The sequence below is a fragment of the Enterobacter sp. 302C9 genome, from assembly GCF_034106085.1.
Lineage (GTDB): Bacteria > Pseudomonadota > Gammaproteobacteria > Enterobacterales > Enterobacteriaceae > Enterobacter > Enterobacter asburiae_B.
Map to the genome: position 1 here is coordinate 324907 of NZ_JAWNBW010000005.1, position 22235 is coordinate 347141.

The window sequence follows — 22235 nt, forward strand, 5'->3', positions numbered from 1 at the left end:
GAGTTAATTGTGAAAAAGTGGTTATTAGCTGCAGGTCTCGGTTTAGCGATGGCAACTTCTGCTCAGGCAGCAGACAAAATTGCAATCGTCAACATGGGTAATTTGTTCCAGCAGGTTGCACAGAAAACGGGTGTTTCTGCGACTCTGGAAAACGAATTCAAAGGCCGTGCAAGCGAACTGCAGGGTATGGAAAACGATCTTCAGTCCAAAATGCAGCGTCTGCAGCGTGATGGTTCTACCATGAAAGCAAGCGACCGCAGCAAGCTGGAAAAAGACGTAATGGCTCAGCGCCAGACGTTCTCCCAGAAAGCGCAGGCTTTCGAGCAGGATCGTCAGCGTCGTTCTAACGAAGAACGCGGCAAGCTGGTAACTCGCATTCAGACTGCTGTTAAAGCAGTGGCTGCCGATCAGAGTATCGATCTGGTTGTAGATGCGAACGCCGTTGCTTATAACAGCAAAGATGTTAAAGACATCACTGCTGATGTTCTGAAACAGGTTAAATAAGTAATGCCTTCAATTCGACTGGCTGATTTAGCTCAGCAGTTGGATGCAGAATTACACGGTGATGGCGATATCGTCATCACCGCTGTTGCGTCCATGCAATCTGCTAAAGCTGGCACGATTACCTTCATGGTAAGCCCTAAGTACCGTGAGCAACTGGCTCAATGCCAGGCGTCAGCTGTTGTACTGACGCAGGACGATCTTCCATTTGCCACTGTAAGCGCGCTGGTAGTGAAAAACCCCTACCTGACGTATGCACGCATGGCTCAAATTCTTGATACCACGCCGCAGCCGGCCCAGAACATTGCGGCCAGTGCAGCGATTGATGCGACGGCCAGGCTTGGTAACAACGTCGCCGTTGGCGCGAATGCAGTTATCGAATCCGGCGTTGTGCTGGGCGATAACGTCGTCATTGGCCCGGGCTGCTTCGTTGGGAAAAATACGAAAATCGGCGCCGGAACCCGTTTATGGGCCAATGTGTCCGTTTATCATGATGTTGAAATTGGCGAAAATTGCCTCGTCCAGTCCAGCACCGTTATTGGTTCTGATGGCTTTGGTTACGCTAACGATCGTGGTAACTGGGTTAAGATCCCGCAGCTTGGTCGCGTTATTATTGGCGATCGCGTAGAGATCGGCGCCTGTACCACCATTGACCGTGGCGCGCTTGACGACACGATCATTGGCAATGGTGTTATCATCGATAACCAGTGCCAGATTGCGCATAACGTTGTGATTGGCGACAATACCGCGGTTGCGGGTGGCGTCATCATGGCAGGCAGCCTGAAAATTGGCCGTTATTGCATGATTGGCGGCGCGAGCGTGATTAATGGCCATATGGAAATATGCGACAAGGTGACTGTGACGGGAATGGGCATGGTAATGCGTCCTATCACTGAACCTGGCGTCTATTCCTCAGGTATTCCGCTACAACCCAACAAGGTATGGCGTAAAACAGCAGCTCTGGTGATGAACATTGATGATATGAGCAAGCGCCTCAAGTCTCTTGAGCGTAAGATCGATCAACAAGATTAAGCGTCATCCGTTGAACGCTATTTTTCCCGGCCTGTCGGCTTTCTAATAAACCGGCAGGCCGTGTTATTATTGTTATCAGTACATTTTGACAGGAAGAGTATTTTGACTACTGACACTCATACTCTGCATATTGAAGAGATTTTAGAACTTCTGCCGCACCGCTACCCGTTTCTGCTGGTAGACCGTGTGCTGGATTTTGAAGAAGGTCGTTTTCTGCGCGCAGTGAAAAATGTTTCCGTGAACGAGCCGTTCTTCCAGGGGCACTTCCCTGGTAAGCCTATCTTCCCGGGTGTGTTGATTCTGGAAGCGATGGCTCAGGCTACCGGTATTCTGGCGTTTAAAAGCGTTGGCAAACTGGAGCCAGGTGAGCTGTATTACTTCGCGGGTATTGATGAAGCGCGCTTTAAGCGCCCTGTCGTGCCTGGTGATCAGATGATCATGGAAGTCACTTTTGAAAAAACGCGTCGTGGCCTGACTCGCTTCAAAGGCGTAGCGCTGGTTGACGGCAAAGTTGTTTGCGAAGCGACGATGATGTGTGCTCGTAGCCGGGAGTCCTGATACGTGATTGATAAATCCGCCTTTATTCATCCTACCGCTATTGTGGAAACCGGTGCCATCATTGGCGCTAACGTCCACATTGGCCCGTTTTGTATTGTTGGACCCCATGTCGAAATTGGTGAGGGTACAGTACTGAAATCTCACGTTGTCGTGAATGGTCACACGACCATTGGCTGCAATAACGAGATCTATCAGTTCGCTTCCATCGGCGAAGTTAACCAGGATCTGAAATATGCTGGTGAGTCGACCCGTCTGGAAATTGGCGATCGTAACCGTATTCGCGAAAGCGTCACTATTCATCGTGGAACAGTACAGGGTGGTGGGTTGACGAAGGTGGGCAGCGATAACCTGTTTATGGTTAATGCACACATCGCGCACGACTGTACCGTGGGTGACCGCTGTATTCTTGCCAACAACGCAACGCTGGCAGGACACGTATCGGTTGATGACTTCGCAATTATTGGCGGCATGACCGCAGTCCATCAGTTCTGCATCATTGGTGCGCACGTGATGGTTGGCGGATGCTCCGGTGTGGCGCAGGACGTCCCACCGTATGTGATTGCGCAGGGCAACCATGCCACGCCGTTTGGCGTGAACATCGAAGGCCTCAAGCGTCGTGGTTTTAGCCGCGAAGCGATTACTGCCATCCGCAACGCGTACAAACTGCTGTACCGTAGCGGTAAAACGCTGGAAGAGGCGAAGCCGGAAATTGCCGAGCTGGCGAATAAGCACCCGGAAGTGAACGCGTTCATGGAATTCTTTGACCGTTCAACAAGGGGTCTGATTCGTTAATGGTCGACAGTCGTCCGCTTACGATAGCCCTGGTCGCCGGAGAAACCTCCGGCGATATTCTTGGTGCCGGTCTCATCCGCGCGCTTAAGGCGCGTGTACCCAATGCTCGCTTTGTCGGCGTTGCTGGCCCGCTGATGCAGGCCGAAGGCTGTGAAGCCTGGTATGAAATGGAAGAACTCGCCGTGATGGGCATCGTTGAGGTGCTGGGACGGCTACGCCGTTTGCTGCACATCCGCGCCGATCTCACCCGCCGTTTTACCGAACTCAAACCCGATGTGTTTGTCGGTATCGATGCGCCTGATTTCAACATTACCCTCGAAGGGAATCTGAAAAAGCAGGGTATCAAAACCATTCACTACGTCAGTCCGTCCGTCTGGGCGTGGCGACAGAAACGCGTTTTCAAAATCGGACGGTCCACCAACCTGGTGCTGGCTTTCCTGCCTTTCGAAAAAGCGTTTTACGACAGATTTAATGTTCCGTGCCGTTTTATCGGTCATACCATGGCGGATGCGATGCCATTGGATCCGGATAAAAACGCGGCGCGCGACGCGCTGGGCATCCCGCACGATGTGCACTGTCTGGCACTGCTACCGGGCAGCCGTGGCGCAGAAGTTGAGATGCTGAGCGCCGATTTCCTCAAAACTGCGCAAATTCTTCGCCAGACCTATCCGGATCTTGAAGTGGTTGTTCCGCTGGTAAATGCGAAACGCCGTGAGCAGTTTGAGCGCATCAAAGCGGAAGTCGCCCCGGATCTTCACGTCCGTCTTCTGGACGGGAAAGGGCGGGAAGCGATGTATGCGAGCGATGCCGCGCTGCTGGCCTCCGGCACGGCGGCGCTGGAATGCATGCTGGCGAAATGCCCGATGGTGGTCGGTTATCGCATGAAGCCGTTCACTTTCTGGCTGGCAAAACGTCTGGTTAAAACGGATTATGTCTCCCTGCCAAACCTGCTTGCCGGGCGCGAGCTGGTGAAAGAGCTGCTGCAGGATGAGTGCCAGCCGCAGGCGCTTGCCGATGCACTACTGCCGCTGCTCGCGAACGGCAAGACCAGCCACCAGATGCACGATACCTTCCGCGAACTGCATCAACTGATCCGCTGTAATGCTGATGAGCAAGCGGCTGATGCGGTGCTGGAGTTAGCAAAATGATGGAATTTGTTTATCCTCACACTCGCCTTGTGGCGGGCGTGGACGAAGTGGGTCGTGGCCCGTTGGTCGGGGCTGTGGTGACTGCCGCGGTGATCCTCGATCCGGCTCGCCCGATTATCGGGCTGAACGACTCAAAAAAATTGTCTGAAAAACGCCGTCTGGCGCTGTTCAGTGAGATTCAGGAGAAGGCGCTGGCCTGGAGCCTGGGGCGCGCTGAACCGCATGAAATAGACGAGCTGAATATTTTGCATGCCACGATGCTGGCGATGCAGCGTGCGGTAGCAGGTCTGAAAATTTCCCCGGAATATGTCCTGATTGACGGCAACCGCTGTCCGGCATTGCCCATGCCTTCAATGGCGGTCGTCAAAGGCGATAGTCGGGTCGCAGAAATTAGCGCCGCTTCTATCATTGCCAAAGTGACGCGCGACGCCGAAATGGCCGCGCTGGACCTCACTTATCCTCAGTATGGTTTCGCCCAGCATAAGGGTTATCCCACACCTTTCCATCTGGAAAGGCTGGCTGAACATGGCGCAACCGAACATCACCGGCGTAGTTTTGGCCCGGTGAAACGCGCGCTGGGACGGGTGTCCTGAATCAATACGCAAGCAATTAAGTAACGCGGAATCTGAAGATGGCTGAACCACGTTTCGTACACCTGCGGGTGCATAGCGACTACTCCATGATCGATGGGCTGGCGAAGACCGGGCCGCTGGTAAAAAAGGCGGCCTCCCTTGGCATGCCCGCGCTGGCGATCACCGATTTTACCAACCTGTGTGGCCTGGTGAAGTTCTACGGAACGGCGCACGGTGCGGGAATGAAGCCTATCGTCGGCGCAGATTTTCATGTCCAGAGCGATCTCGTCGGCGATGAAATGACGCAAATCTCCGTGCTGGCGATGAACAACACGGGCTATCAAAACCTCACTCTGCTTATCTCAAAAGCTTATCAGCGCGGATATGGTGCGCTGGGCCCGTGGATCGACAGGGACTGGCTGGCTGAGCTGAACGAAGGGCTGCTGCTGATCTCTGGCGGCCGTATGGGCGATGTCGGTAAATGTCTGCTGCGCGGCAATAGCGCGCTGGTGGATCAATGCGTCTCGTTCTATGAGGAGTATTTCCCGGATCGTTATTATCTGGAGTTGATCCGCACCGGTCGCCAGGACGAAGAGAGCTATCTCCATGCGGCGGTCGCACTTGCGGAAGAACGCGGGCTGCCCGTCGTCGCGACAAACGATGTACGCTTCCTCGAGCCGGGAGATTTTGACGCTCACGAAATTCGCGTGGCGATCCACGATGGCTTCACGCTCGACGATCCGAAACGGCCGCGTAATTACTCCGCTCAACAGTACATGCGCAGCGAGGAGGAGATGTGTGAACTCTTCTCTGATATCCCCGAAGCGCTGGAAAACAGCGTAGAGATCGCCAGGCGCTGTAACGTTACCGTCCGCCTCGGTGAATACTTCCTGCCGCAGTTCCCGACGGGTGACATGACCACGGAAGATTTTCTGGTCGTGAAATCAAAGGAAGGTCTGGAAGAGCGTCTGGAATTCCTGTTCCCGGATGAGGCCGTTCGCAAAGAGAAGCGGCCGCCGTACGATGAGCGCCTGGATATTGAACTCCAGGTAATCAACCAGATGGGCTTCCCGGGCTACTTCCTGATCGTAATGGAGTTTATCCAGTGGTCGAAGGATAACGGCGTACCGGTTGGACCGGGACGTGGCTCCGGTGCGGGATCGCTTGTGGCCTATGCGCTTAAAATTACCGACCTCGATCCGCTGGAATTCGACCTGCTGTTCGAACGTTTCCTTAACCCGGAACGTGTTTCCATGCCCGACTTTGACGTCGACTTCTGCATGGAGAAACGCGACCAGGTGATCGAGCACGTTGCCGATATGTACGGCCGTGATGCGGTATCGCAGATTATTACGTTCGGTACGATGGCGGCGAAGGCGGTTATTCGTGACGTCGGCCGCGTGCTGGGCCACCCGTACGGGTTTGTCGATCGTATTTCGAAGCTGGTGCCGCCCGATCCGGGCATGACGCTGGCAAAAGCGTTTGAAGCCGAACCTCAGCTGCCGGAAATCTACGAAGCTGACGAAGAAGTGAAAGCGCTGATCGACATGGCGCGCAAGCTGGAAGGCGTCACGCGTAACGCCGGCAAGCATGCGGGGGGCGTGGTTATCGCCCCGACCAAAATTACCGACTTCGCGCCGCTCTACTGCGATGAAGCGGGTGAGCACCCGGTTACTCAGTTTGATAAGAACGACGTAGAATACGCCGGGCTGGTGAAGTTTGACTTCCTCGGCCTGCGTACGCTGACGATCATCGACTGGGCGCTGAAGATGATCAACCCGCGCCGGGAAAAGCAGGGCCTTGAGCCGATAGACATTGCCGCCATTCCGCTGGATGACAAGAAAAGTTTCGACATGCTGCAGCGCTCGGAGACGACGGCCGTCTTCCAGCTTGAATCCCGCGGCATGAAAGATCTGATTAAACGCCTGCAGCCCGACTGCTTCGAAGATATGATCGCACTGGTCGCCCTGTTCCGTCCGGGCCCACTGCAGTCAGGGATGGTAGATAACTTTATCGACCGTAAGCACGGTCGCGAAGAGATTTCTTACCCGGACGTTCAGTGGCAGCATGAAAGCCTGAAGCCGGTGCTGGAGCCAACCTACGGCATTATCCTGTATCAGGAACAGGTCATGCAGATTGCTCAGGTGCTTTCCGGCTATACGCTCGGCGGCGCGGACATGCTGCGTCGTGCGATGGGTAAGAAAAAGCCGGAAGAGATGGCCAAGCAGCGCTCCATCTTTGAAGACGGGGCGAAGAAAAACGGCGTTGACGGCGAGCTGGCGATGAAAATCTTCGACCTGGTGGAGAAATTCGCCGGGTACGGATTTAACAAATCCCACTCCGCCGCCTATGCTTTGGTATCGTATCAAACGCTGTGGCTGAAAGCGCACTATCCTGCTGAATTTATGGCGGCGGTAATGACGGCCGATATGGACAACACCGAGAAGGTGGTTGGCCTGGTGGACGAGTGCTGGCGCATGGGGCTTAAGATCCTGCCGCCGGATATTAACTCAGGGCTCTACCACTTCCACGTCAACGACGACGGAGAGATCGTTTACGGGATCGGCGCGATCAAAGGCGTGGGCGAAGGTCCGATCGAGGCGATCATCGAAGCGCGTAACAACGGCGGGTATTTCCGCGAGCTGTTCGATCTTTGCGCCCGTACCGACACCAAAAAACTGAACCGTCGCGTGCTGGAAAAACTGATCATGTCCGGCGCGTTTGACAGGCTGGGGCCGCACCGTGCCGCGCTGATGAATTCCCTCGGCGACGCCCTGAAAGCGGCGGATCAGCACGCAAAAGCGGAAGCCATTGGTCAGGCGGATATGTTCGGCGTGCTGGCGGAAGAGCCAGAGCAGATCGAGCAATCTTATTCCAACTGCCAGCCGTGGCCAGAACAGGTGGTACTGGATGGGGAGCGTGAGACGTTAGGCTTGTACCTGACGGGGCACCCGATCAACCAGTACATCAAAGAAATTGAGCGCTATGTCGGCGGCCACAGGCTTAAAGACATGCATCCGACAGAACGTGGTAAAATCACCACTGCTGCGGGGCTCGTGATTGCCGCAAGGGTTATGGTCACCAAGCGCGGCAATCGTATCGGCATCTGTACGTTGGATGACCGTTCCGGGCGTCTGGAGGTGATGTTGTTCACCGACGCGCTGGATAAATACCAGCAATTGCTGGAAAAAGACCGCATACTTATCGTCAGCGGACAGGTCAGCTTTGATGACTTCAGTGGGGGGCTTAAAATGACCGCCCGCGAAGTGATGGACATTGACGAAGCCCGGGAAAAATATGCTCGCGGGCTTGCTATCTCGCTGACGGACAGGCAAATTGATGACCAGCTTTTAAACCGACTCCGTCAGTCTCTGGAACCCCACCGCTCGGGGACAATTCCAGTACATCTCTACTATCAGAGGGCGGATGCACGTGCGCGGTTGCGCTTTGGTGCAACGTGGCGTGTCTCTCCGAGCGATCGTTTACTGAACGATCTCCGTGGCCTCATTGGTTCGGAGCAGGTGGAACTGGAGTTTGACTAATACAGGAATACTATGAGTCTGAATTTCCTTGATTTCGAACAGCCGATTGCTGAGCTGGAAGCGAAAATCGATTCTCTGACAGCGGTAAGCCGTCAGGATGAAAAACTGGATATTAACATCGACGAAGAAGTGCATCGTCTGCGCGAGAAAAGCGTAGAGCTGACGCGCAAAATCTTTGCCGATCTCGGCGCATGGCAGGTGGCCCAGCTGGCTCGCCATCCACAGCGTCCGTACACCCTGGATTATGTCCGCCTGGCGTTTGACGAATTTGACGAACTGGCAGGCGATCGCGCATACGCTGACGATAAAGCTATCGTTGGTGGTATCGCGCGTCTGGACGGACGCCCGGTGATGATCATTGGTCATCAGAAAGGTCGTGAAACCAAAGAGAAAATCCGTCGTAATTTCGGTATGCCAGCACCAGAAGGCTACCGTAAAGCCCTGCGTCTGATGGAGATGGCTGAGCGTTTCAACATGCCAATCATCACCTTCATCGACACCCCGGGTGCATACCCTGGCGTGGGCGCGGAAGAGCGCGGTCAGTCTGAAGCTATCGCGCGCAACCTGCGCGAGATGTCTCGTCTGAAGGTGCCGGTCATCTGTACCGTTATCGGTGAGGGTGGTTCCGGCGGTGCGCTGGCGATTGGCGTGGGCGATAAAGTGAATATGCTGCAGTACAGCACCTATTCCGTTATCTCCCCGGAAGGCTGTGCGTCCATTCTGTGGAAAAGCGCCGACAAAGCGCCGCTGGCTGCAGAAGCAATGGGCATCATTGCGCCACGCCTGAAAGAGCTGAAGCTGATCGACTCCATCATTCCGGAACCGCTGGGTGGTGCGCATCGTAAGCCGGAAGTAATGGCGGCTTCTCTGAAAGCGCAGCTGCTGGCTGACCTGGCAGATCTGGACGTGCTGAGCAAAGACGATCTGCTCAACCGCCGCTACCAGCGTCTGATGACCTACGGTTACGCGTAAGCTTCACAATTATCTGAAAAGCCGCACAATGTTGCGGCTTTTTTTATACCTGCGGTTTAGCCGGACTATGCTTAGCTAATGTTTTTTAAGGAGGAAGCCCATGAATATCATTGCCATTATGGGGCCACACGGCGTCTTTTATAAAGATGAGCCGATTAAGGAGCTGGAGCAATCCCTGCAGTCGCGCGGGTATCAGCTAATCTGGCCGCACAACAGCGCTGACCTGCTGAAGTTTATCGAGCATAACCCGCGTATCTGCGGCGTGATCTTCGACTGGGACGAATACGATCTCGAACTGTGCAGCGACATCAACAAGCTGAACGAATATCTCCCGCTGTACGCGTTTATCAATACCCACTCAACCATGGACGTCAGCGCCAATGATATGCGTATGGCGCTGTGGTTCTTTGAATATTCCCTCGGCGTGGCGGAAGATATTGCGACCCGCATTCAGCAATACACGAATGAATATCTCGATAACATCACTCCGCCCTTTACCCGCGCGCTCTTCACCTACGTGAAGGAGGGCAAATATACCTTCTGTACGCCAGGTCATATGGCGGGAACGGCCTATCAAAAAAGCCCGGTGGGCTGCCTGTTCTATGATTTCTTCGGTGGCAACACGCTGAAAGCGGACGTGTCGATTTCAGTCACCGAACTAGGCTCCCTGCTGGATCACACCGGCCCGCATCTTGAAGCCGAAGAGTATATCGCCCGCACCTTTGGCGCCGAGCAGAGCTATATGGTGACCAACGGCACGTCGACCTCGAACAAAATTGTCGGGATGTACGCTGCGCCTGCTGGCAGCACCTTGCTGATTGACCGTAACTGCCATAAATCGCTGGCACACCTGCTGATGATGAGCGACGTCGTACCGCTCTGGCTGTCGCCCACGCGTAACGCGCTCGGTATTCTTGGCGGCATTCCGCGCCGGGAGTTCACCCACGAAGCCATCGAAAGTAAGGTCGCGGCAATTCCTGGCGCAAGCTGGCCTGTCCATGCGGTCATCACCAACTCCACCTACGACGGTTTGCTGTACAACACAAACTGGATCAAACAGACGCTGGACGTGCCGTCGATCCACTTCGATTCCGCATGGGTGCCTTACACTAATTTCCATCCGATTTACGCAGGCAAAAGCGGCATGAGCGGTGAACGGGTGCCGGGGAAAGTGTTCTTCGAAACGCAGTCGACGCATAAAATGCTGGCGGCGTTTTCCCAGGCTTCGCTTATCCACATCAAAGGCGAGTACGACGAAGACACGTTCAACGAAGCCTTTATGATGCACACCACCACCTCGCCGAGCTACCCGCTGGTGGCCTCTATTGAAACGGCCGCGGCGATGCTGCGCGGCAATCCCGGTAAGCGTCTCATCAATCGTTCGGTGGAACGCGCGCTGCATTTCCGTAAAGAGGTGCAGCGGCTGAAAGACGAAGCCGACGGCTGGTTCTTTGATATCTGGCAGCCGGAAGAGATTGATGAAGCAGAATGCTGGCCCGTCTCGCCCGGCGAAGACTGGCATGGCTTCCGGGATGCCGATAGCGACCATATGTTCCTCGACCCGGTAAAAGTGACGATCCTGACGCCGGGCATGGATGAGCAGGGCAAGATGAGCGATGAAGGTATTCCGGCCGCGCTGGTCGCGAAATTCCTTGATGAACGTGGCGTGGTGGTAGAGAAAACCGGCCCCTATAACCTGCTGTTCCTGTTCAGCATCGGGATCGACAAAACCCGCGCGATGGGGTTGTTGCGCGGCCTGATGGAGTTTAAGCGCGCCTACGATCTCAACCTGCGGGTGAAGAACATGCTGCCGGATCTCTACGCGGAGGATCCTGACTTCTATCGAAATATGCGCATTCAGGATCTGGCCCAGGGGATCCACAGGCTGATCCGTCAGCACGATCTGCCGCGTCTGATGCTTCAGGCGTTCGATGTCTTACCGGAGATGAAGTTTACCCCGCACAAGGCATGGCAGCGCCAGGTGAAAGGGGAGGTCGAAACCGTCGAGCTGGAAAACCTGGTCGGCCGCGTATCGGCTAACATGATCCTGCCTTACCCGCCGGGCGTTCCGCTCCTGATGCCGGGAGAGATGATTACCGAAGAGAGTCGGGCGGTGCTTGATTTCCTGCTGATGCTCTGTTCGGTAGGGCGGCACTATCCCGGTTTTGAGACGGATATCCACGGTGCGAAGCGCGACGAGAGCGGCGTTTACTGGGTGCGAGTCCTAAAATAAGGGTGACCGCTTGCCAGGCGCGGGTTTTCGGTTGTAACGTTCAGGCATCATAAAAAGGAGAAGCTATGCTGGGTTTAAAAGCTGTTCATCATATTGCGATCATTGCGACCGATTACGCGAAAAGTAAGGCCTTCTACTGCGACATCCTGGGCTTTACGCTCATGAGCGAGGCCTACCGCGAGGAGCGCGATTCATGGAAGGGCGATCTGGCGTTAAACGGGCAATATGTGATTGAGCTGTTCTCTTTTCCTTTTCCGCCTGCGCGTCCGTCCCGCCCGGAAGCCTGCGGCCTGCGTCATCTTGCCTTCAGCGTTGATGACCTGGATAGCGCGGTAAAACATCTGGAAGCGCACGGCGTGACGTGCGAAGCGATACGCGTCGATCCGTTCACCGACAAGCGATTTACCTTTTTCAACGATCCGGACGGCCTGCCGCTGGAGCTTTATCAGCAGTAATGGTTGTCCTGTGTGATAATGCCCGCTCAGTTCGGGCATTTTTTATGTGTAATCTCCTATGACCTCACCCGCTATCGCACAAGCCGTTTCACCGTACCGCCAGCTGCTGGTGGGGTTTAGCGGTGGCCTGGATTCTACCGTGTTGCTGCATCGCCTTAAGCTTTGGCGCGATCGGGAACCTGACGTCCAGCTTCGGGCTATGCATATTCACCACGGATTAAGTCCTCACGCAGAGGCGTGGGTGGTGCACTGTGAAGCCTTGTGTGCGGCCTGGGCGATCCCGCTCATCGTTGAGCGCGTCACGCTTGCGGAGGAGGGGCTGGGCATCGAAGCGCAGGCGCGGAAAGCCCGCTATGCCGCATTTGCCGGGGCGTTACGTCCTGGAGAAGCGCTGGTCACGGCCCAGCATCTGGACGATCAGTGTGAAACCTTTCTGCTGGCCCTTAAGCGGGGCAGCGGCCCGGCGGGACTTTCTGCCATGCCGACGCGTTCTGAATTTGCCGGCACAACGTTACTGCGTCCGCTGCTTGGCGAGACGCGTGCCTCACTGGAAGCCTGGGCGCGAGAACATCAGCTGAACTGGATCGAAGATGAGAGTAACCAGGATGACGGCTATGACCGTAACTTCCTGCGTCTGCGCGTCCTCCCGCTTTTAGGCGAGCGCTGGCCGCATTTCGCCGACGCGACGGCAAGAAGCGCCATGCTGTGCGCCGAACAGGAATCGTTGCTGGATGAACTGTTGAGCGACGAGCTGGCTGCACTCATTTCTGCCGACGGGGCGTTGGCGATCGCACCGATGAAAGCGATGAGCCCGGTACGTCGCGCCGCGCTGTTACGGCGCTGGCTGGCCTTACATCGCGCCGCGATGCCGTCGAGGACAATGCTGAGCCGTCTCTGGGACGAAGTCGCACTGGCGCGGGATGATGCTTCTCCGTGCGTCCACCTGAACGGTTTTGAGGTGAGACGTTATAAAGGGGAGCTCTGGTGGATAAAATCCATGCCCTCGCTGACCGATGTGGTGCTCGACTGGCTTTCTCCTGACGCGCCCCTGATATTGCCCTGTGAGGCAGGACGCGTTTCTCTTCTGTCGTCTGGTCATGTGCGGCTGCCTAAGCCCGATGAACCTGTCACCGTGCGCTTTAAGGCTGGCGGCCTGCTGCATATCGTCGGGCGCAACGGGGGACGGAAGCTGAAGAAAATATGGCAGGAGTGTAACGTGCCGCCGTGGCTGCGCGACACCACGCCGCTACTGTTCTACGGTGAAACGCTTATCGCTGCGGCAGGGGTGTTCATCACGGAAGAGGGGTGGTCAGAAGAGGGCGTTCGTTTTGAGTGGCAGAAAGCGTAACGGGCAGCCAGGCTGCCCGTTAGTGTCATCAGGATTCGCTCACCACGACGGTGCCGATTTGCGGGTGGCTGAAGCTGGCTATTTTGTCCAGACGCAGCTCACGCGTCGCCCCGGCGTCTTCCACTATCAGGTATTCCACATTCTTTCGTGAAACCAGATCGCTGGCTTTCGCCTTCAACACTTCGCCATCTTTTAGCTCCAGCGTCAGTAATAAATGATGCTGGCAGGCGAGTTCGAGGTTGTCATAGTCATCACAATTGATGGGTTGATAAGTATCATTCATCGACATAATCGCTCACCAGTAAATTCGCCGCAGCATACGCTGCTTTTTCCCTGACCGACTCTGAAAGGCTCTCATCAGAGGCCACTTCATTAAGCACCTTCAATACACAACCCAACGCGTCCGGGATATACCCCAGATCTCCGCTGGCGATTTCCGCATACCGTTTGCGAATTAACTCACAATAATTATTCACATCCCCTCCCGCCAGCGCACTGACTTACTGTGAGATATCATTAAGCCTACGAAGATAAACTCGGTTTAGCAAGGTGACTATACCATACTCATTTAAGCAATATCAGAGCCTTGATAGCGGTGTATTTAACACCCTGTAACAGCCTTTTGCCGCGGTTTTCGCTACAATGTGCGCCTGATTCGAATGGAGTTCTCTCATGGCGCTGAAAGCGACAATTTATAAAGCAGTGGTCAATGTGGCCGATCTGGATCGCAACCAGTTCCTCGATGCGTCGCTTACGCTGGCACGCCACCCCTCCGAAACCCAGGAGCGCATGATGCTGCGCCTGCTGGCGTGGATTAAGTATGCCGACGAGCGTCTGCAGTTTTCCCGTGGGTTAAGCGCAGAAGACGAGCCTGAAGCCTGGCTGCGCAACGATCATCTGGGTATCGATTTGTGGATCGAACTCGGCCTGCCTGACGAGCGCAGAATTAAGAAGGCCTGCACCCAGTCCGCTGAAGTGGCCTTATTCGCGTATAATCAGCGCGCGGCGGAGATCTGGTGGCAGCAAAACAAGAGCAAGTGCGGACAGTTTAAAAATCTCACGGTCTGGTATCTGGATGATGAGCAGCTGGCGCAGTTGAGCGAGTTCGCCAGCCGGACCATGGTTTTGCAGGCGACGATTCAGGATGGCGCCATCTGGCTCTCTGATTCTCAGAATAATCTGGAAATTCATTTGACGGCGTGGCAACCCGCGTCATGATCGTCTTGTCCCGAAACGTCAGCATCCCTGACAGCGAGCTGGAGATCACCGCCATTCGTGCGCAGGGGGCTGGCGGGCAGCACGTCAACAAGGCGTCGACGGCTATCCATTTGCGTTTTGACATTCGGTCCTCAAGCCTGCCAGAGTATTATAAAGAAAGCCTGCTTGCCGCCAGCCATCACCTGATCACCAGCGATGGCGTGATTGTGATCAAAGCCCAGGAGTACCGCAGCCAGGAGCTCAACCGGGAAGCGGCGATAGCCAGGCTGGTGGCGGTAATCAAAGAGCTAACGGCAGTACAAAAAAGCCGCCGGGCAACGCGGCCGACCCGCGCATCGAAAGAGCGTCGGTTGTCCTCGAAGGCCCAAAAATCCACAGTGAAAGCACTACGCGGTAAAGTTCGTCGCCCGACAGAGTGACGAAAGGGAACACACTTTTCATAAGGAATTCATTGTGAAAAAAGCATTATGGTCAGCGCTGGCAGTGAGTACGCTGTTTGCGCTTTTTGGGTGTAACAACCGCTCCGAAACGCAGGTTTTACAACCCACGCAAACGGAAGAATTAAAACCGATGCAGCAAAGCTGGCGCGGCGTATTGCCTTGCGCGGACTGCGAAGGCATTGAAACGTCTCTGTTCCTGCAAAAAGATGGCACCTGGGTGATGAATCAGCGCTATCAGGGCGCTAAAGAGCCTTCTTCTTTTGCCACTTATGGAACATGGGCGCGTACGGCAGAGAAGCTGGTCCTGACGGATACCTCCGGTGAGAAAACCTTTTTCCGCGCCAAAGGCGAGGGGATGGAGATGCTCGACCGCGAAGGCAACCCGATTGAATCCCAGCTCAACTACACGCTGGCGCCGGTAAAAGCGGCTCTGCCTGCCACGCCGATGGCAATGCGGGGGATGTACTTCTATATGGCGGATGCGGCGATCTTTACCGACTGCGCAACCGGCAGGAAGGTCAGCGTGGCAAACAATGCGCAGCTTGAACGTGATTACGCTGTGGCACGCGGCAATGACAGTAAGCCGGTACTGCTGACGGTTGACGGTCACTTTACGCTGGAGCCAAACCCGGATAGCGGGGAGATGGTGAAAACGCTGGTGGCAGATAAAGACGCGAAGTTTGTTGCGGGTAAAGACTGTAACAGTAAATAAGCCGACGCTGAGCCATTAAAAAACCCCGCCTGAGCGGGGTTTTTGTTTAGCCTTTGATGGCTTTCACCAGGTAATCAAGAATGTCGCCGGTCTTGATCATCTGTTTCTCGCCGCTGCGACGGTATTTGTATTCAATCTCATCGCTGTCGAGGTTACGGTCGCCGATGACGACGGTGTGCGGGATACCGATCAGTTCCATATCGGCAAACATCACGCCTGGACGCTCTTTACGGTCATCCATCAGCACTTCGATACCCTGAGCGCGCAGCTCGGCATACAGCTTCTCGGCCAGCTCCTGCACGCGGTAAGACTTGTGCATGTTCATTGGCAGAATGGCCACCTGGAACGGCGCAATATTGTCCGGCCAGACGATGCCGCGTTCGTCGTAGTTCTGCTCAATCGCCGCAGCCACCACGCGCGTCACCCCGATACCGTAGCAACCCATGGTCAGGATCTGGTTACGGCCATCTTCACCCTGAACGGCCGCGTTCAGCGCGCGAGAGTATTTATCGCCCAGCTGGAAGATGTGACCCACTTCGATGCCGCGCTTAATCATCAGGGTACCCTGACCGTCCGGGCTTGGATCGCCTGCAACCACGTTACGGATGTCAGCCACTTCCGGCGTCGCCACGTCGCGATCCCAGTTGATGCCGAAGTAATGTTTACCGTCGATGTTCGCACCTGCAGAGAAGTCGCTCATTGCAGCAACCGTGCGGTCAATGACAACCGGCACCGGCAGATTGACTGGACCCAGTGAACCTGGACCCGCATTCACCACGGCGCGGATTTCCGCTTCCGTTGCGAAGGTCAGCGGGCTGGCTACCTGCGGCAGCTTCTCGGCTTTCACTTCGTTCAGCTCGTGATCGCCACGCACCAGTAGGGCAACCAGCGGGTAAGCGCTGCCTTCGGTGGATTTCACCAGCAGCGTTTTCACGGTTTTTTCGACAGGCAGATTGAACTGCTCAACCAGCTCGGCAATGGTTTTAGCGTTTGGCGTATCAACCAGCGTCATCTCTTGCGTTGCCGCCCCGCGTGGTTCTTTTGGCGCCAGCGCTTCTGCAAATTCGATATTCGCCGCGTAATCTGAAGAGTCAGAGAAGATCACATCGTCTTCACCGCTCTGCGCCAGTACCTGGAACTCATGGGATGCGCTACCGCCGATGGAGCCGGTATCAGCCTGCACAGCACGGAAATCCAGACCCATGCGGGAGAAGATTTTGCTGTACGCCGCGTACATTGCGTCGTAGGTCTCTTGGAGTGATTCCTGAGAGGTATGGAATGAGTAAGCATCTTTCATCAGGAATTCGCGAGAGCGCATGACGCCGAAACGTGGGCGAACTTCGTCACGGAACTTGGTCTGGATCTGGAAGAAGTTCAGCGGCAGCTGTTTGTAAGAGCTCAGCTCATTACGAATCAGGTCGGTAATGACTTCTTCATGCGTTGGGCCGAGAACGAACGGACGCTCGCCGCGATCGACAAAGCGCAGCAGTTCAGGACCATATTGCTCCCAACGGCCGCTCTCCTGCCACAGGTCAGCGGGCTGAACCACAGGCATGGACACCTCGATAGCACCGGCGTTGTTCATCTCTTCACGCACGATGTTTTCGACTTTTTTCAGGACGCGCACGCCGGTCGGCAGCCAGGTGTATAACCCGGAGGCCAGCTTGCGGATCATCCCGGCGCGCAGCATCAGCTGATGGCTGATCACTTCGGCGTCGGCAGGCGTCTCCTTCAGAGTGGAGAGCAGATATTGGCTAGTACGCATGTTGTTACGGTTCCATTTCGACGATTGGAACAGGCTGAAACACCAGCCTGACACAAAAAAAGTGGTTTAGTTTACCAGTGTGGCAAAGATGCCAAAAGAGAGGAGAACAAAATTACCTGGGTTCAAGGGCAAACACTTCAAAACCTGCCCCGGTGACGCGCCAGCGAACGTTGAAATCGAGCAGCCAGACGGCGTACGTTTTTCCTTCTTCCTCTTCTTTACGGTAGGCCGGACGCGGGTCCTGTGCCAGAACTTCAGTGATGAAATCCCGTAAGCGAGGATAGCGTTTCTCCAGCTGACCGAGCTGCGCGGTTATCTCTGGCGTAAAATAAACAGGCATATCCGCCTGCGGCGCGTCCTGAGCATAACTTGCACGCGCGTCCGGGAGCGCTTCGGCGAAGGGCAAATAGGGTTTGATGTCGATTACCGGCGTGCCGTCCACCAGGTCCAGGCTACCTAACTCCAGTATCACCCGATCTTTCTGGCAGCGTATGCCTTTCAGTTCAACCAGCGACATTCCAACCGGGTTTGGGCGGAAGGTCGAGCGAGTTGCAAACACGCCCATTCTCGCATTTCCGCCAAGACGAGGAGGGCGCACGGTAGGACGCCAGCCGCCTTCCATCGTCTGGTGAAACACGAACACCACCCATAAATGGCTGAAAGCCTCGAGCCCGCGTACCGCATCGGCCTGATTGTAAGGCGCAATCAGGTGAAGCTCACCGCTTCCGCTGGTGACCAGACCGGGCTGGCGGGGGACGGCGAACTTCTCTTTATAAGGAGAGTGGATAACGCCTATCTGCTCGAACTGAAATGCACTCATTTCGCCGTGATGTTCAGCGCAGAACCGATGCAAACCGCCTGACGGTAGCAGCCCGGCGTGCCGCTGGTGACTTCGCAGCTGTGCAGCAGAACCGCGTTGGCTTTCATTTTTGCGGCATTAATCTGCATACGTTTACGCGCTGTCGGAATATTTGGTGGTGAGTCCTGATTGGTCGCCTGACAGGATTCGCCGCTCACTTCGCCCAGTTCACGGAACGGTTTACCGACGAGTTCGTCTGCTTTCGTGATAATGCGAACCGGCGCAGGGCGAACCACTTTCGGTTTTGCAGGCTCGGTTTTTGGCGGGGTTGCCGTGCTTTGAACAGGTTCAACGGGAGATCTGCTTAGCATAGAACAGCCGCTCAGCATGAGTGCTAAAAGACAGATCGGTAAAGCACGCATAATAGTTCCTCAATGGATAATCAAAACGTCAGATATTGAATCAGTTGACTGCACAAATGACAAGACGGGCATAAGCCCGTCCTGATGATATTACACTGAGGTGAGATTACCAGCCTTTAACAGCGCCGCCGTTAAACACTTTGTTGGCTTCCTGGTAAACTTCATCAGACTGATAAGCCTGAACGAATTTCTTCACGTTTTCCGCGTCCTTGTTGTCTTCGCGAGTCACGATCAGGTTAACGTACGGGGAGTCTTTATCTTCAACGAAGATACCGTCTTTAGCTGGCGTCAGGCCAATCTGGCTGGCATAGGTGGTGTTGATCACGGCCAGGGCAATCTGCGCATCGTCCAAAGAACGTGGCAGCTGCGGTGCTTCCAGTTCAACAATTTTCAGATTTTTCGGGTTCTCGGTGACATCCAGAACGGTTGGCAGCAGGCCAACACCGTCTTTCAGTTTAATCAGGCCCACTTTCTGCAGCAGCAGCAGGGAACGGCCAAGGTTGGTTGGGTCGTTAGGCACGGCAACCTGAGAGCCCGGCTGCAGCTCGTCCAGCGATTTAATTTTCTTAGAGTAACCGGCAATTGGATAAACGAAGGTGTTACCAACACCCACCAGTTTATAGCCACGATCTTTGATCTGCTGATCCAGGTATGGCTTATGCTGGAAGGCGTTAGCGTCGATATCGCCTTTGCTCAGCGCTTCGTTCGGCAGAACGTAATCGTTGAAGGTCACCAGCTCAACGTCCAGGCCATACTTCTCTTTCGCCACTTTCTGAGCAACTTCAGCAACCTGTTGTTCTGCACCCACGATAACGCCCACTTTAATGTGGTTTGGATCTTTTTCGTCCTGACCGCAACCCACCAGTGCCAGAGAGCCGATCAGCGCGCCTACTGCTGCAAAGGTCTTTAATTTAAACGCCATGTTTTATCCTTAACTCGTAGAGTTTGTGTTGTGTGTAACGTTATTTGTGAGTAACGGTCCGGACGATGCGATCGCCGGAGAACTGGATTAAATAAACCAGAACAACCAGCAATACCAGAACGGTATTCATCACGGTAGCGTTATATCCAATATAGCCGTACTGGTAACCAATCTGGCCTAAACCGCCAGCGCCAACTGCGCCACCCATTGCGGAATAACCGACCAGCGTGATGAGCGTGATGGTTGCCGCGTTCACCAGGCCTGGCAGTGCTTCCGGGAGCAGGACTTTGCGGACGATCTGCATCGGCGTTGCGCCCATCGCGCGTGAGGCTTCGATCAAACCGGTTGGGATCTCCAGCAGGGCGTTTTCCACCATACGGGCGATAAACGGCGCAGCCCCCACGGTTAGCGGAACAATGGCCGCCTGCAGACCGATAGACGTTCCGACGATCACGCGGGTAAACGGAATCATCCACACCAGCAGAATAATGAAGGGAATAGAACGGAAGATGTTCACCAGCGCAGAGAGCGTACGGTACAGTTTCGCGTTCTCAATGATTTGACCCGGACGCGTCACGTACAGCAGTACGCCGACCGGCAGGCCAATCACAAAACCAAAGAAGCCAGAGACAAAGGTCATTGCCAGCGTTTCCCAAACGCCGCGAACCAGCAGCCACATCATCGGCTCAGACATAACCCAGTACCTCTACTTTTACGTGGTGTTCTTGCAGCCAGGCAATCGCGGCCTGGGTTTCTTCTTGTGTGCCGTGCATTTCTGTCAGCATGATGCCGAACTTCACGCCACCGGCGTAATCCATCTGCGCGCTGATGATGTTGTTGTTTACGTTAAAGCGACGCGCGGTTTCGGAAAGCAGGGGAGCGTCAACGGACTGACCGGTGAACTCCATGCGCAGCATCGGGACGCTGTCTGCTGCGGGTTCGGTTTTCAAACGCTCCAGATAATCTTCCGGAATATCCAGATGCAGCGTGGACTGGATGAACTGCTGTGCCAGCGGCGTCTTCGGATGCGAGAAGACTTCACTTACCGTGTCCTGCTCGATCAGTTCACCGTTGCTGATGACCGCCACGCAGTCGCAGATGCGTTTCACCACATCCATCTCATGTGTAATAAGGAGGATCGTCAGGCCCAGGCGACGGTTAATGTCTTTCAGCAGTTCCAGAATCGAACGCGTGGTTGCCGGATCCAGTGCGCTGGTGGCTTCATCACACAGCAGAACCTTAGGATTGCTTGCCAGCGCGCGGGCAATGGCCACACGCTGCTTTTGCCCACCGGACAGATTTGTCGGGTAGCTATCATGCTTGTCGCCCAGACCCACGAGGTCGAGCAGTTCGGTGACGCGACGCTTCACTTCTTCTTTTGGCGTGTTATCAAGCTCAAGCGGCAGGGCAACGTTGCCGAACACGGTGCGGGAAGCCAGCAGGTTAAAGTGCTGGAAGATCATGCCAATCTGACGACGCGCTTTGGTGAGTTCTTTCTCTGAGAGGGCGGTAAGTTCCTGGCCGCCAACTTCTACGCTGCCCTGGGTTGGGCGCTCAAGCAAGTTAACACAACGAATCAGCGTGCTTTTACCTGCACCCGATGCGCCAATGACGCCATAAATTTGACCAGCAGGAACATGCAGGCTGACGTTGTTCAGCGCCTGAATGGTTCGGTTCCCCTGCTGGAACACTTTGGTGATATTGGAAAGTTTAATCATTAGATTATTTTTATCGTATGTAAGTTAGCCGTGGCATTTTCTTCTGCCAGATACGGGTGATGACCGTAAACAAAACGGATGTTAAGGCATCCAGACGTCTAAATCAATCCAACTCTGTACGATGAGCACTTTATTGCGCTGCGATTCATGAGATACTAGTCGAACATGCCTTTTTCAGGAGCAAACCGGTGGCAAAATCAGTACCCGCAATTTTTCTCGATCGTGACGGCACTATTAATGTGGATCACGGTTATGTTCATGAGATTGATGAGTTCGAGTTTATCGAGGGCGTAATAGATGCCATGCGCCAGCTGAAAGAGATGGGTTATGCGCTGGTGGTTGTGACGAACCAGTCCGGTATTGCACGCGGTAAATTCACCGAGGCGCAGTTCGAGACGCTGACGGAATGGATGGACTGGTCGCTAGCCGACCGCGGTGTGGATCTCGACGGCATCTACTATTGTCCGCACCACCCGCAGGGAACCGTTGAAGCGTATCGTCAGACCTGTGACTGCCGTAAGCCGCATCCCGGGATGTTCATCTCTGCACAGGAGTTCCTGCACATTGATATGTCTGCTTCTTATATGGTGGGCGATAAACTGGAAGATATGCAGGCAGCCGCCGCAGCGGGTGTAGGAACCAAAATATTAGTTCGCACCGGTAAGCCAGTGACGCCAGAAGCAGAAAATGCAGCGGATTGGGTGATTAATAGTCTGGCCGATCTGCCAAAAGAGATTAAAAAGCACCAAAAATAGCCTTTTTGGTGAAAAGATGAGCGGTTGAAATAAAAATGCATTTTTCCGCTTGTCATTCCTCGGCGGCCCCCTATAATGCGCCTCCATCGACACGGCGGATGTGAATCACTTCACACAACAGCCGGTTCGGTTGAAGAGAAAAATTCTGAAATAACGGGTTGACTCTGAAAGAGGAAAGCGTAATATACGCCACCTCGCAACGGTGAGCGAAAGCCGCGTTGCACTGCTCTTTAACAATTTATCAGACAATCTGTGTGGGCACTCAAAGTGACATGGATTCTTAATGTCTTCGGACAATAAATGAATACCAAGTCTCTGAGTGAACATACGT

23 protein-coding genes are annotated in these 22235 nt (G+C 54.7%); 15 read left to right on the forward strand and 8 right to left on the reverse strand.

The features are described 5' to 3' along the window. Positions 1-9 precede the first annotated feature (9 nt). From skp to tilS, 11 genes are all read left to right on the forward strand, one after another. Positions 10-504, forward strand: coding sequence for a molecular chaperone Skp (gene skp / locus UR289_RS13005; protein ID WP_032644135.1), 495 nt, complete (start codon positions 10-12; stop codon positions 502-504). Between the two features lie 3 nt (positions 505-507). After that, positions 508-1533 (forward strand): UDP-3-O-(3-hydroxymyristoyl)glucosamine N-acyltransferase, encoded by a 1026-nt coding sequence (lpxD, locus tag UR289_RS13010; protein WP_032644136.1) that lies wholly within the window; start codon positions 508-510, stop codon positions 1531-1533. A gap of 102 nt (positions 1534-1635) precedes the next feature. Further along, on the forward strand, positions 1636-2091 hold the full coding sequence (fabZ, locus tag UR289_RS13015; RefSeq protein ID WP_010426706.1) for a 3-hydroxyacyl-ACP dehydratase FabZ: 456 nt from the start codon (positions 1636-1638) through the stop codon (positions 2089-2091). A 3-nt stretch (positions 2092-2094) separates the two neighbouring features. After that, positions 2095-2883 carry an acyl-ACP--UDP-N-acetylglucosamine O-acyltransferase gene (lpxA, locus tag UR289_RS13020; protein WP_023310462.1) on the forward strand — a complete coding sequence of 263 codons (789 nt, stop codon included), beginning with the start codon at positions 2095-2097 and terminating at the stop codon, positions 2881-2883. Then, positions 2883-4031 carry a lipid-A-disaccharide synthase gene (gene lpxB / locus UR289_RS13025; protein WP_023334578.1) on the forward strand — a complete coding sequence of 383 codons (1149 nt, stop codon included), beginning with the start codon at positions 2883-2885 and terminating at the stop codon, positions 4029-4031. Before lpxA ends, lpxB begins: the two co-directional genes overlap by 1 nt. Beyond that, on the forward strand, positions 4028-4624 hold the full coding sequence (rnhB, locus tag UR289_RS13030) for a ribonuclease HII (protein WP_024907528.1): 597 nt from the start codon (positions 4028-4030) through the stop codon (positions 4622-4624). The genes lpxB and rnhB overlap by 4 nt, the downstream gene beginning before the upstream one ends. 38 nt (positions 4625-4662) lie before the next feature. Further along, on the forward strand, positions 4663-8145 hold the full coding sequence (gene dnaE / locus UR289_RS13035) for a DNA polymerase III subunit alpha (RefSeq protein WP_033144674.1): 3483 nt from the start codon (positions 4663-4665) through the stop codon (positions 8143-8145). Between the two features lie 12 nt (positions 8146-8157). Further along, entirely contained in the window at positions 8158-9117 is a 960-nt protein-coding gene (accA, locus tag UR289_RS13040) for an acetyl-CoA carboxylase carboxyl transferase subunit alpha (RefSeq protein ID WP_023310466.1), read from the forward strand. Positions 9118-9217: 100 nt separating this feature from the next. Beyond that, the gene (locus tag UR289_RS13045; RefSeq protein ID WP_087823348.1) at positions 9218-11350 is read left to right on the forward strand and encodes a lysine decarboxylase LdcC; all 2133 of its coding nucleotides are present in this window, start codon (positions 9218-9220) and stop codon (positions 11348-11350) included. A 65-nt stretch (positions 11351-11415) separates the two neighbouring features. Beyond that, entirely contained in the window at positions 11416-11805 is a 390-nt protein-coding gene (locus tag UR289_RS13050; RefSeq protein ID WP_023334583.1) for a VOC family protein, read from the forward strand. A gap of 58 nt (positions 11806-11863) precedes the next feature. Then, positions 11864-13153 (forward strand): tRNA lysidine(34) synthetase TilS, encoded by a 1290-nt coding sequence (tilS, locus tag UR289_RS13055; protein WP_320710363.1) that lies wholly within the window; start codon positions 11864-11866, stop codon positions 13151-13153. Positions 13154-13181: 28 nt separating this feature from the next. Here the strand turns inward: tilS and rof are convergent, their stop codons facing one another. Together rof and UR289_RS13065 are read right to left on the reverse strand one after the other, a co-directional pair. Further along, positions 13182-13442, reverse strand: a complete 261-nt coding sequence (rof, locus tag UR289_RS13060; RefSeq protein WP_008501890.1) for a Rho-binding antiterminator — start codon at positions 13440-13442, stop codon at positions 13182-13184. Beyond that, positions 13429-13629: a YaeP family protein gene (locus tag UR289_RS13065; protein WP_006173580.1), complete on the reverse strand. Its 201-nt coding sequence runs from the start codon at positions 13627-13629 to the stop codon at positions 13429-13431. Before UR289_RS13065 ends, rof begins: the two co-directional genes overlap by 14 nt. A gap of 196 nt (positions 13630-13825) precedes the next feature. Between UR289_RS13065 and UR289_RS13070 the strand changes: the two genes are divergently transcribed. The 3 genes from UR289_RS13070 to nlpE are packed head-to-tail and all read left to right on the forward strand — an operon-like array spanning position 13826 to position 15523. After that, on the forward strand, positions 13826-14371 hold the full coding sequence (locus UR289_RS13070) for a YaeQ family protein (protein ID WP_033144678.1): 546 nt from the start codon (positions 13826-13828) through the stop codon (positions 14369-14371). Then, entirely contained in the window at positions 14368-14790 is a 423-nt protein-coding gene (arfB, locus tag UR289_RS13075) for an alternative ribosome rescue aminoacyl-tRNA hydrolase ArfB (RefSeq protein WP_033144679.1), read from the forward strand. The genes UR289_RS13070 and arfB overlap by 4 nt, the downstream gene beginning before the upstream one ends. Before the next feature lie 34 nt (positions 14791-14824). Continuing rightward, positions 14825-15523: an envelope stress response activation lipoprotein NlpE gene (gene nlpE, locus UR289_RS13080; protein ID WP_039260572.1), complete on the forward strand. Its 699-nt coding sequence runs from the start codon at positions 14825-14827 to the stop codon at positions 15521-15523. 46 nt (positions 15524-15569) lie between these two features. Here nlpE and proS read toward each other — a convergent pair whose 3' ends face one another. From proS to metN, 6 genes are all read right to left on the reverse strand, one after another. Further along, on the reverse strand, positions 15570-17288 hold the full coding sequence (gene proS / locus UR289_RS13085; RefSeq protein ID WP_033144681.1) for a proline--tRNA ligase: 1719 nt from the start codon (positions 17286-17288) through the stop codon (positions 15570-15572). Between the two features lie 112 nt (positions 17289-17400). After that, on the reverse strand, positions 17401-18108 hold the full coding sequence (gene tsaA, locus UR289_RS13090) for a tRNA (N6-threonylcarbamoyladenosine(37)-N6)-methyltransferase TrmO (protein ID WP_023310474.1): 708 nt from the start codon (positions 18106-18108) through the stop codon (positions 17401-17403). Further along, positions 18105-18509 carry an Rcs stress response system protein RcsF gene (rcsF, locus tag UR289_RS13095; protein ID WP_008501883.1) on the reverse strand — a complete coding sequence of 135 codons (405 nt, stop codon included), beginning with the start codon at positions 18507-18509 and terminating at the stop codon, positions 18105-18107. The genes tsaA and rcsF overlap by 4 nt, the downstream gene beginning before the upstream one ends. 106 nt (positions 18510-18615) lie before the next feature. Further along, positions 18616-19431, reverse strand: a complete 816-nt coding sequence (gene metQ, locus UR289_RS13100) for a methionine ABC transporter substrate-binding lipoprotein MetQ (protein ID WP_014168729.1) — start codon at positions 19429-19431, stop codon at positions 18616-18618. Between the two features lie 40 nt (positions 19432-19471). Beyond that, positions 19472-20125 (reverse strand): methionine ABC transporter permease MetI, encoded by a 654-nt coding sequence (locus tag UR289_RS13105; RefSeq protein ID WP_014168730.1) that lies wholly within the window; start codon positions 20123-20125, stop codon positions 19472-19474. Beyond that, positions 20118-21149 carry a methionine ABC transporter ATP-binding protein MetN gene (gene metN / locus UR289_RS13110; RefSeq protein ID WP_320710367.1) on the reverse strand — a complete coding sequence of 344 codons (1032 nt, stop codon included), beginning with the start codon at positions 21147-21149 and terminating at the stop codon, positions 20118-20120. Before metN ends, UR289_RS13105 begins: the two co-directional genes overlap by 8 nt. Before the next feature lie 188 nt (positions 21150-21337). Between metN and gmhB the strand changes: the two genes are divergently transcribed. After that, positions 21338-21904, forward strand: a complete 567-nt coding sequence (gene gmhB, locus UR289_RS13115) for a D-glycero-beta-D-manno-heptose 1,7-bisphosphate 7-phosphatase (protein WP_029741186.1) — start codon at positions 21338-21340, stop codon at positions 21902-21904. The last annotated feature ends 331 nt before the right edge of the window (positions 21905-22235 follow it).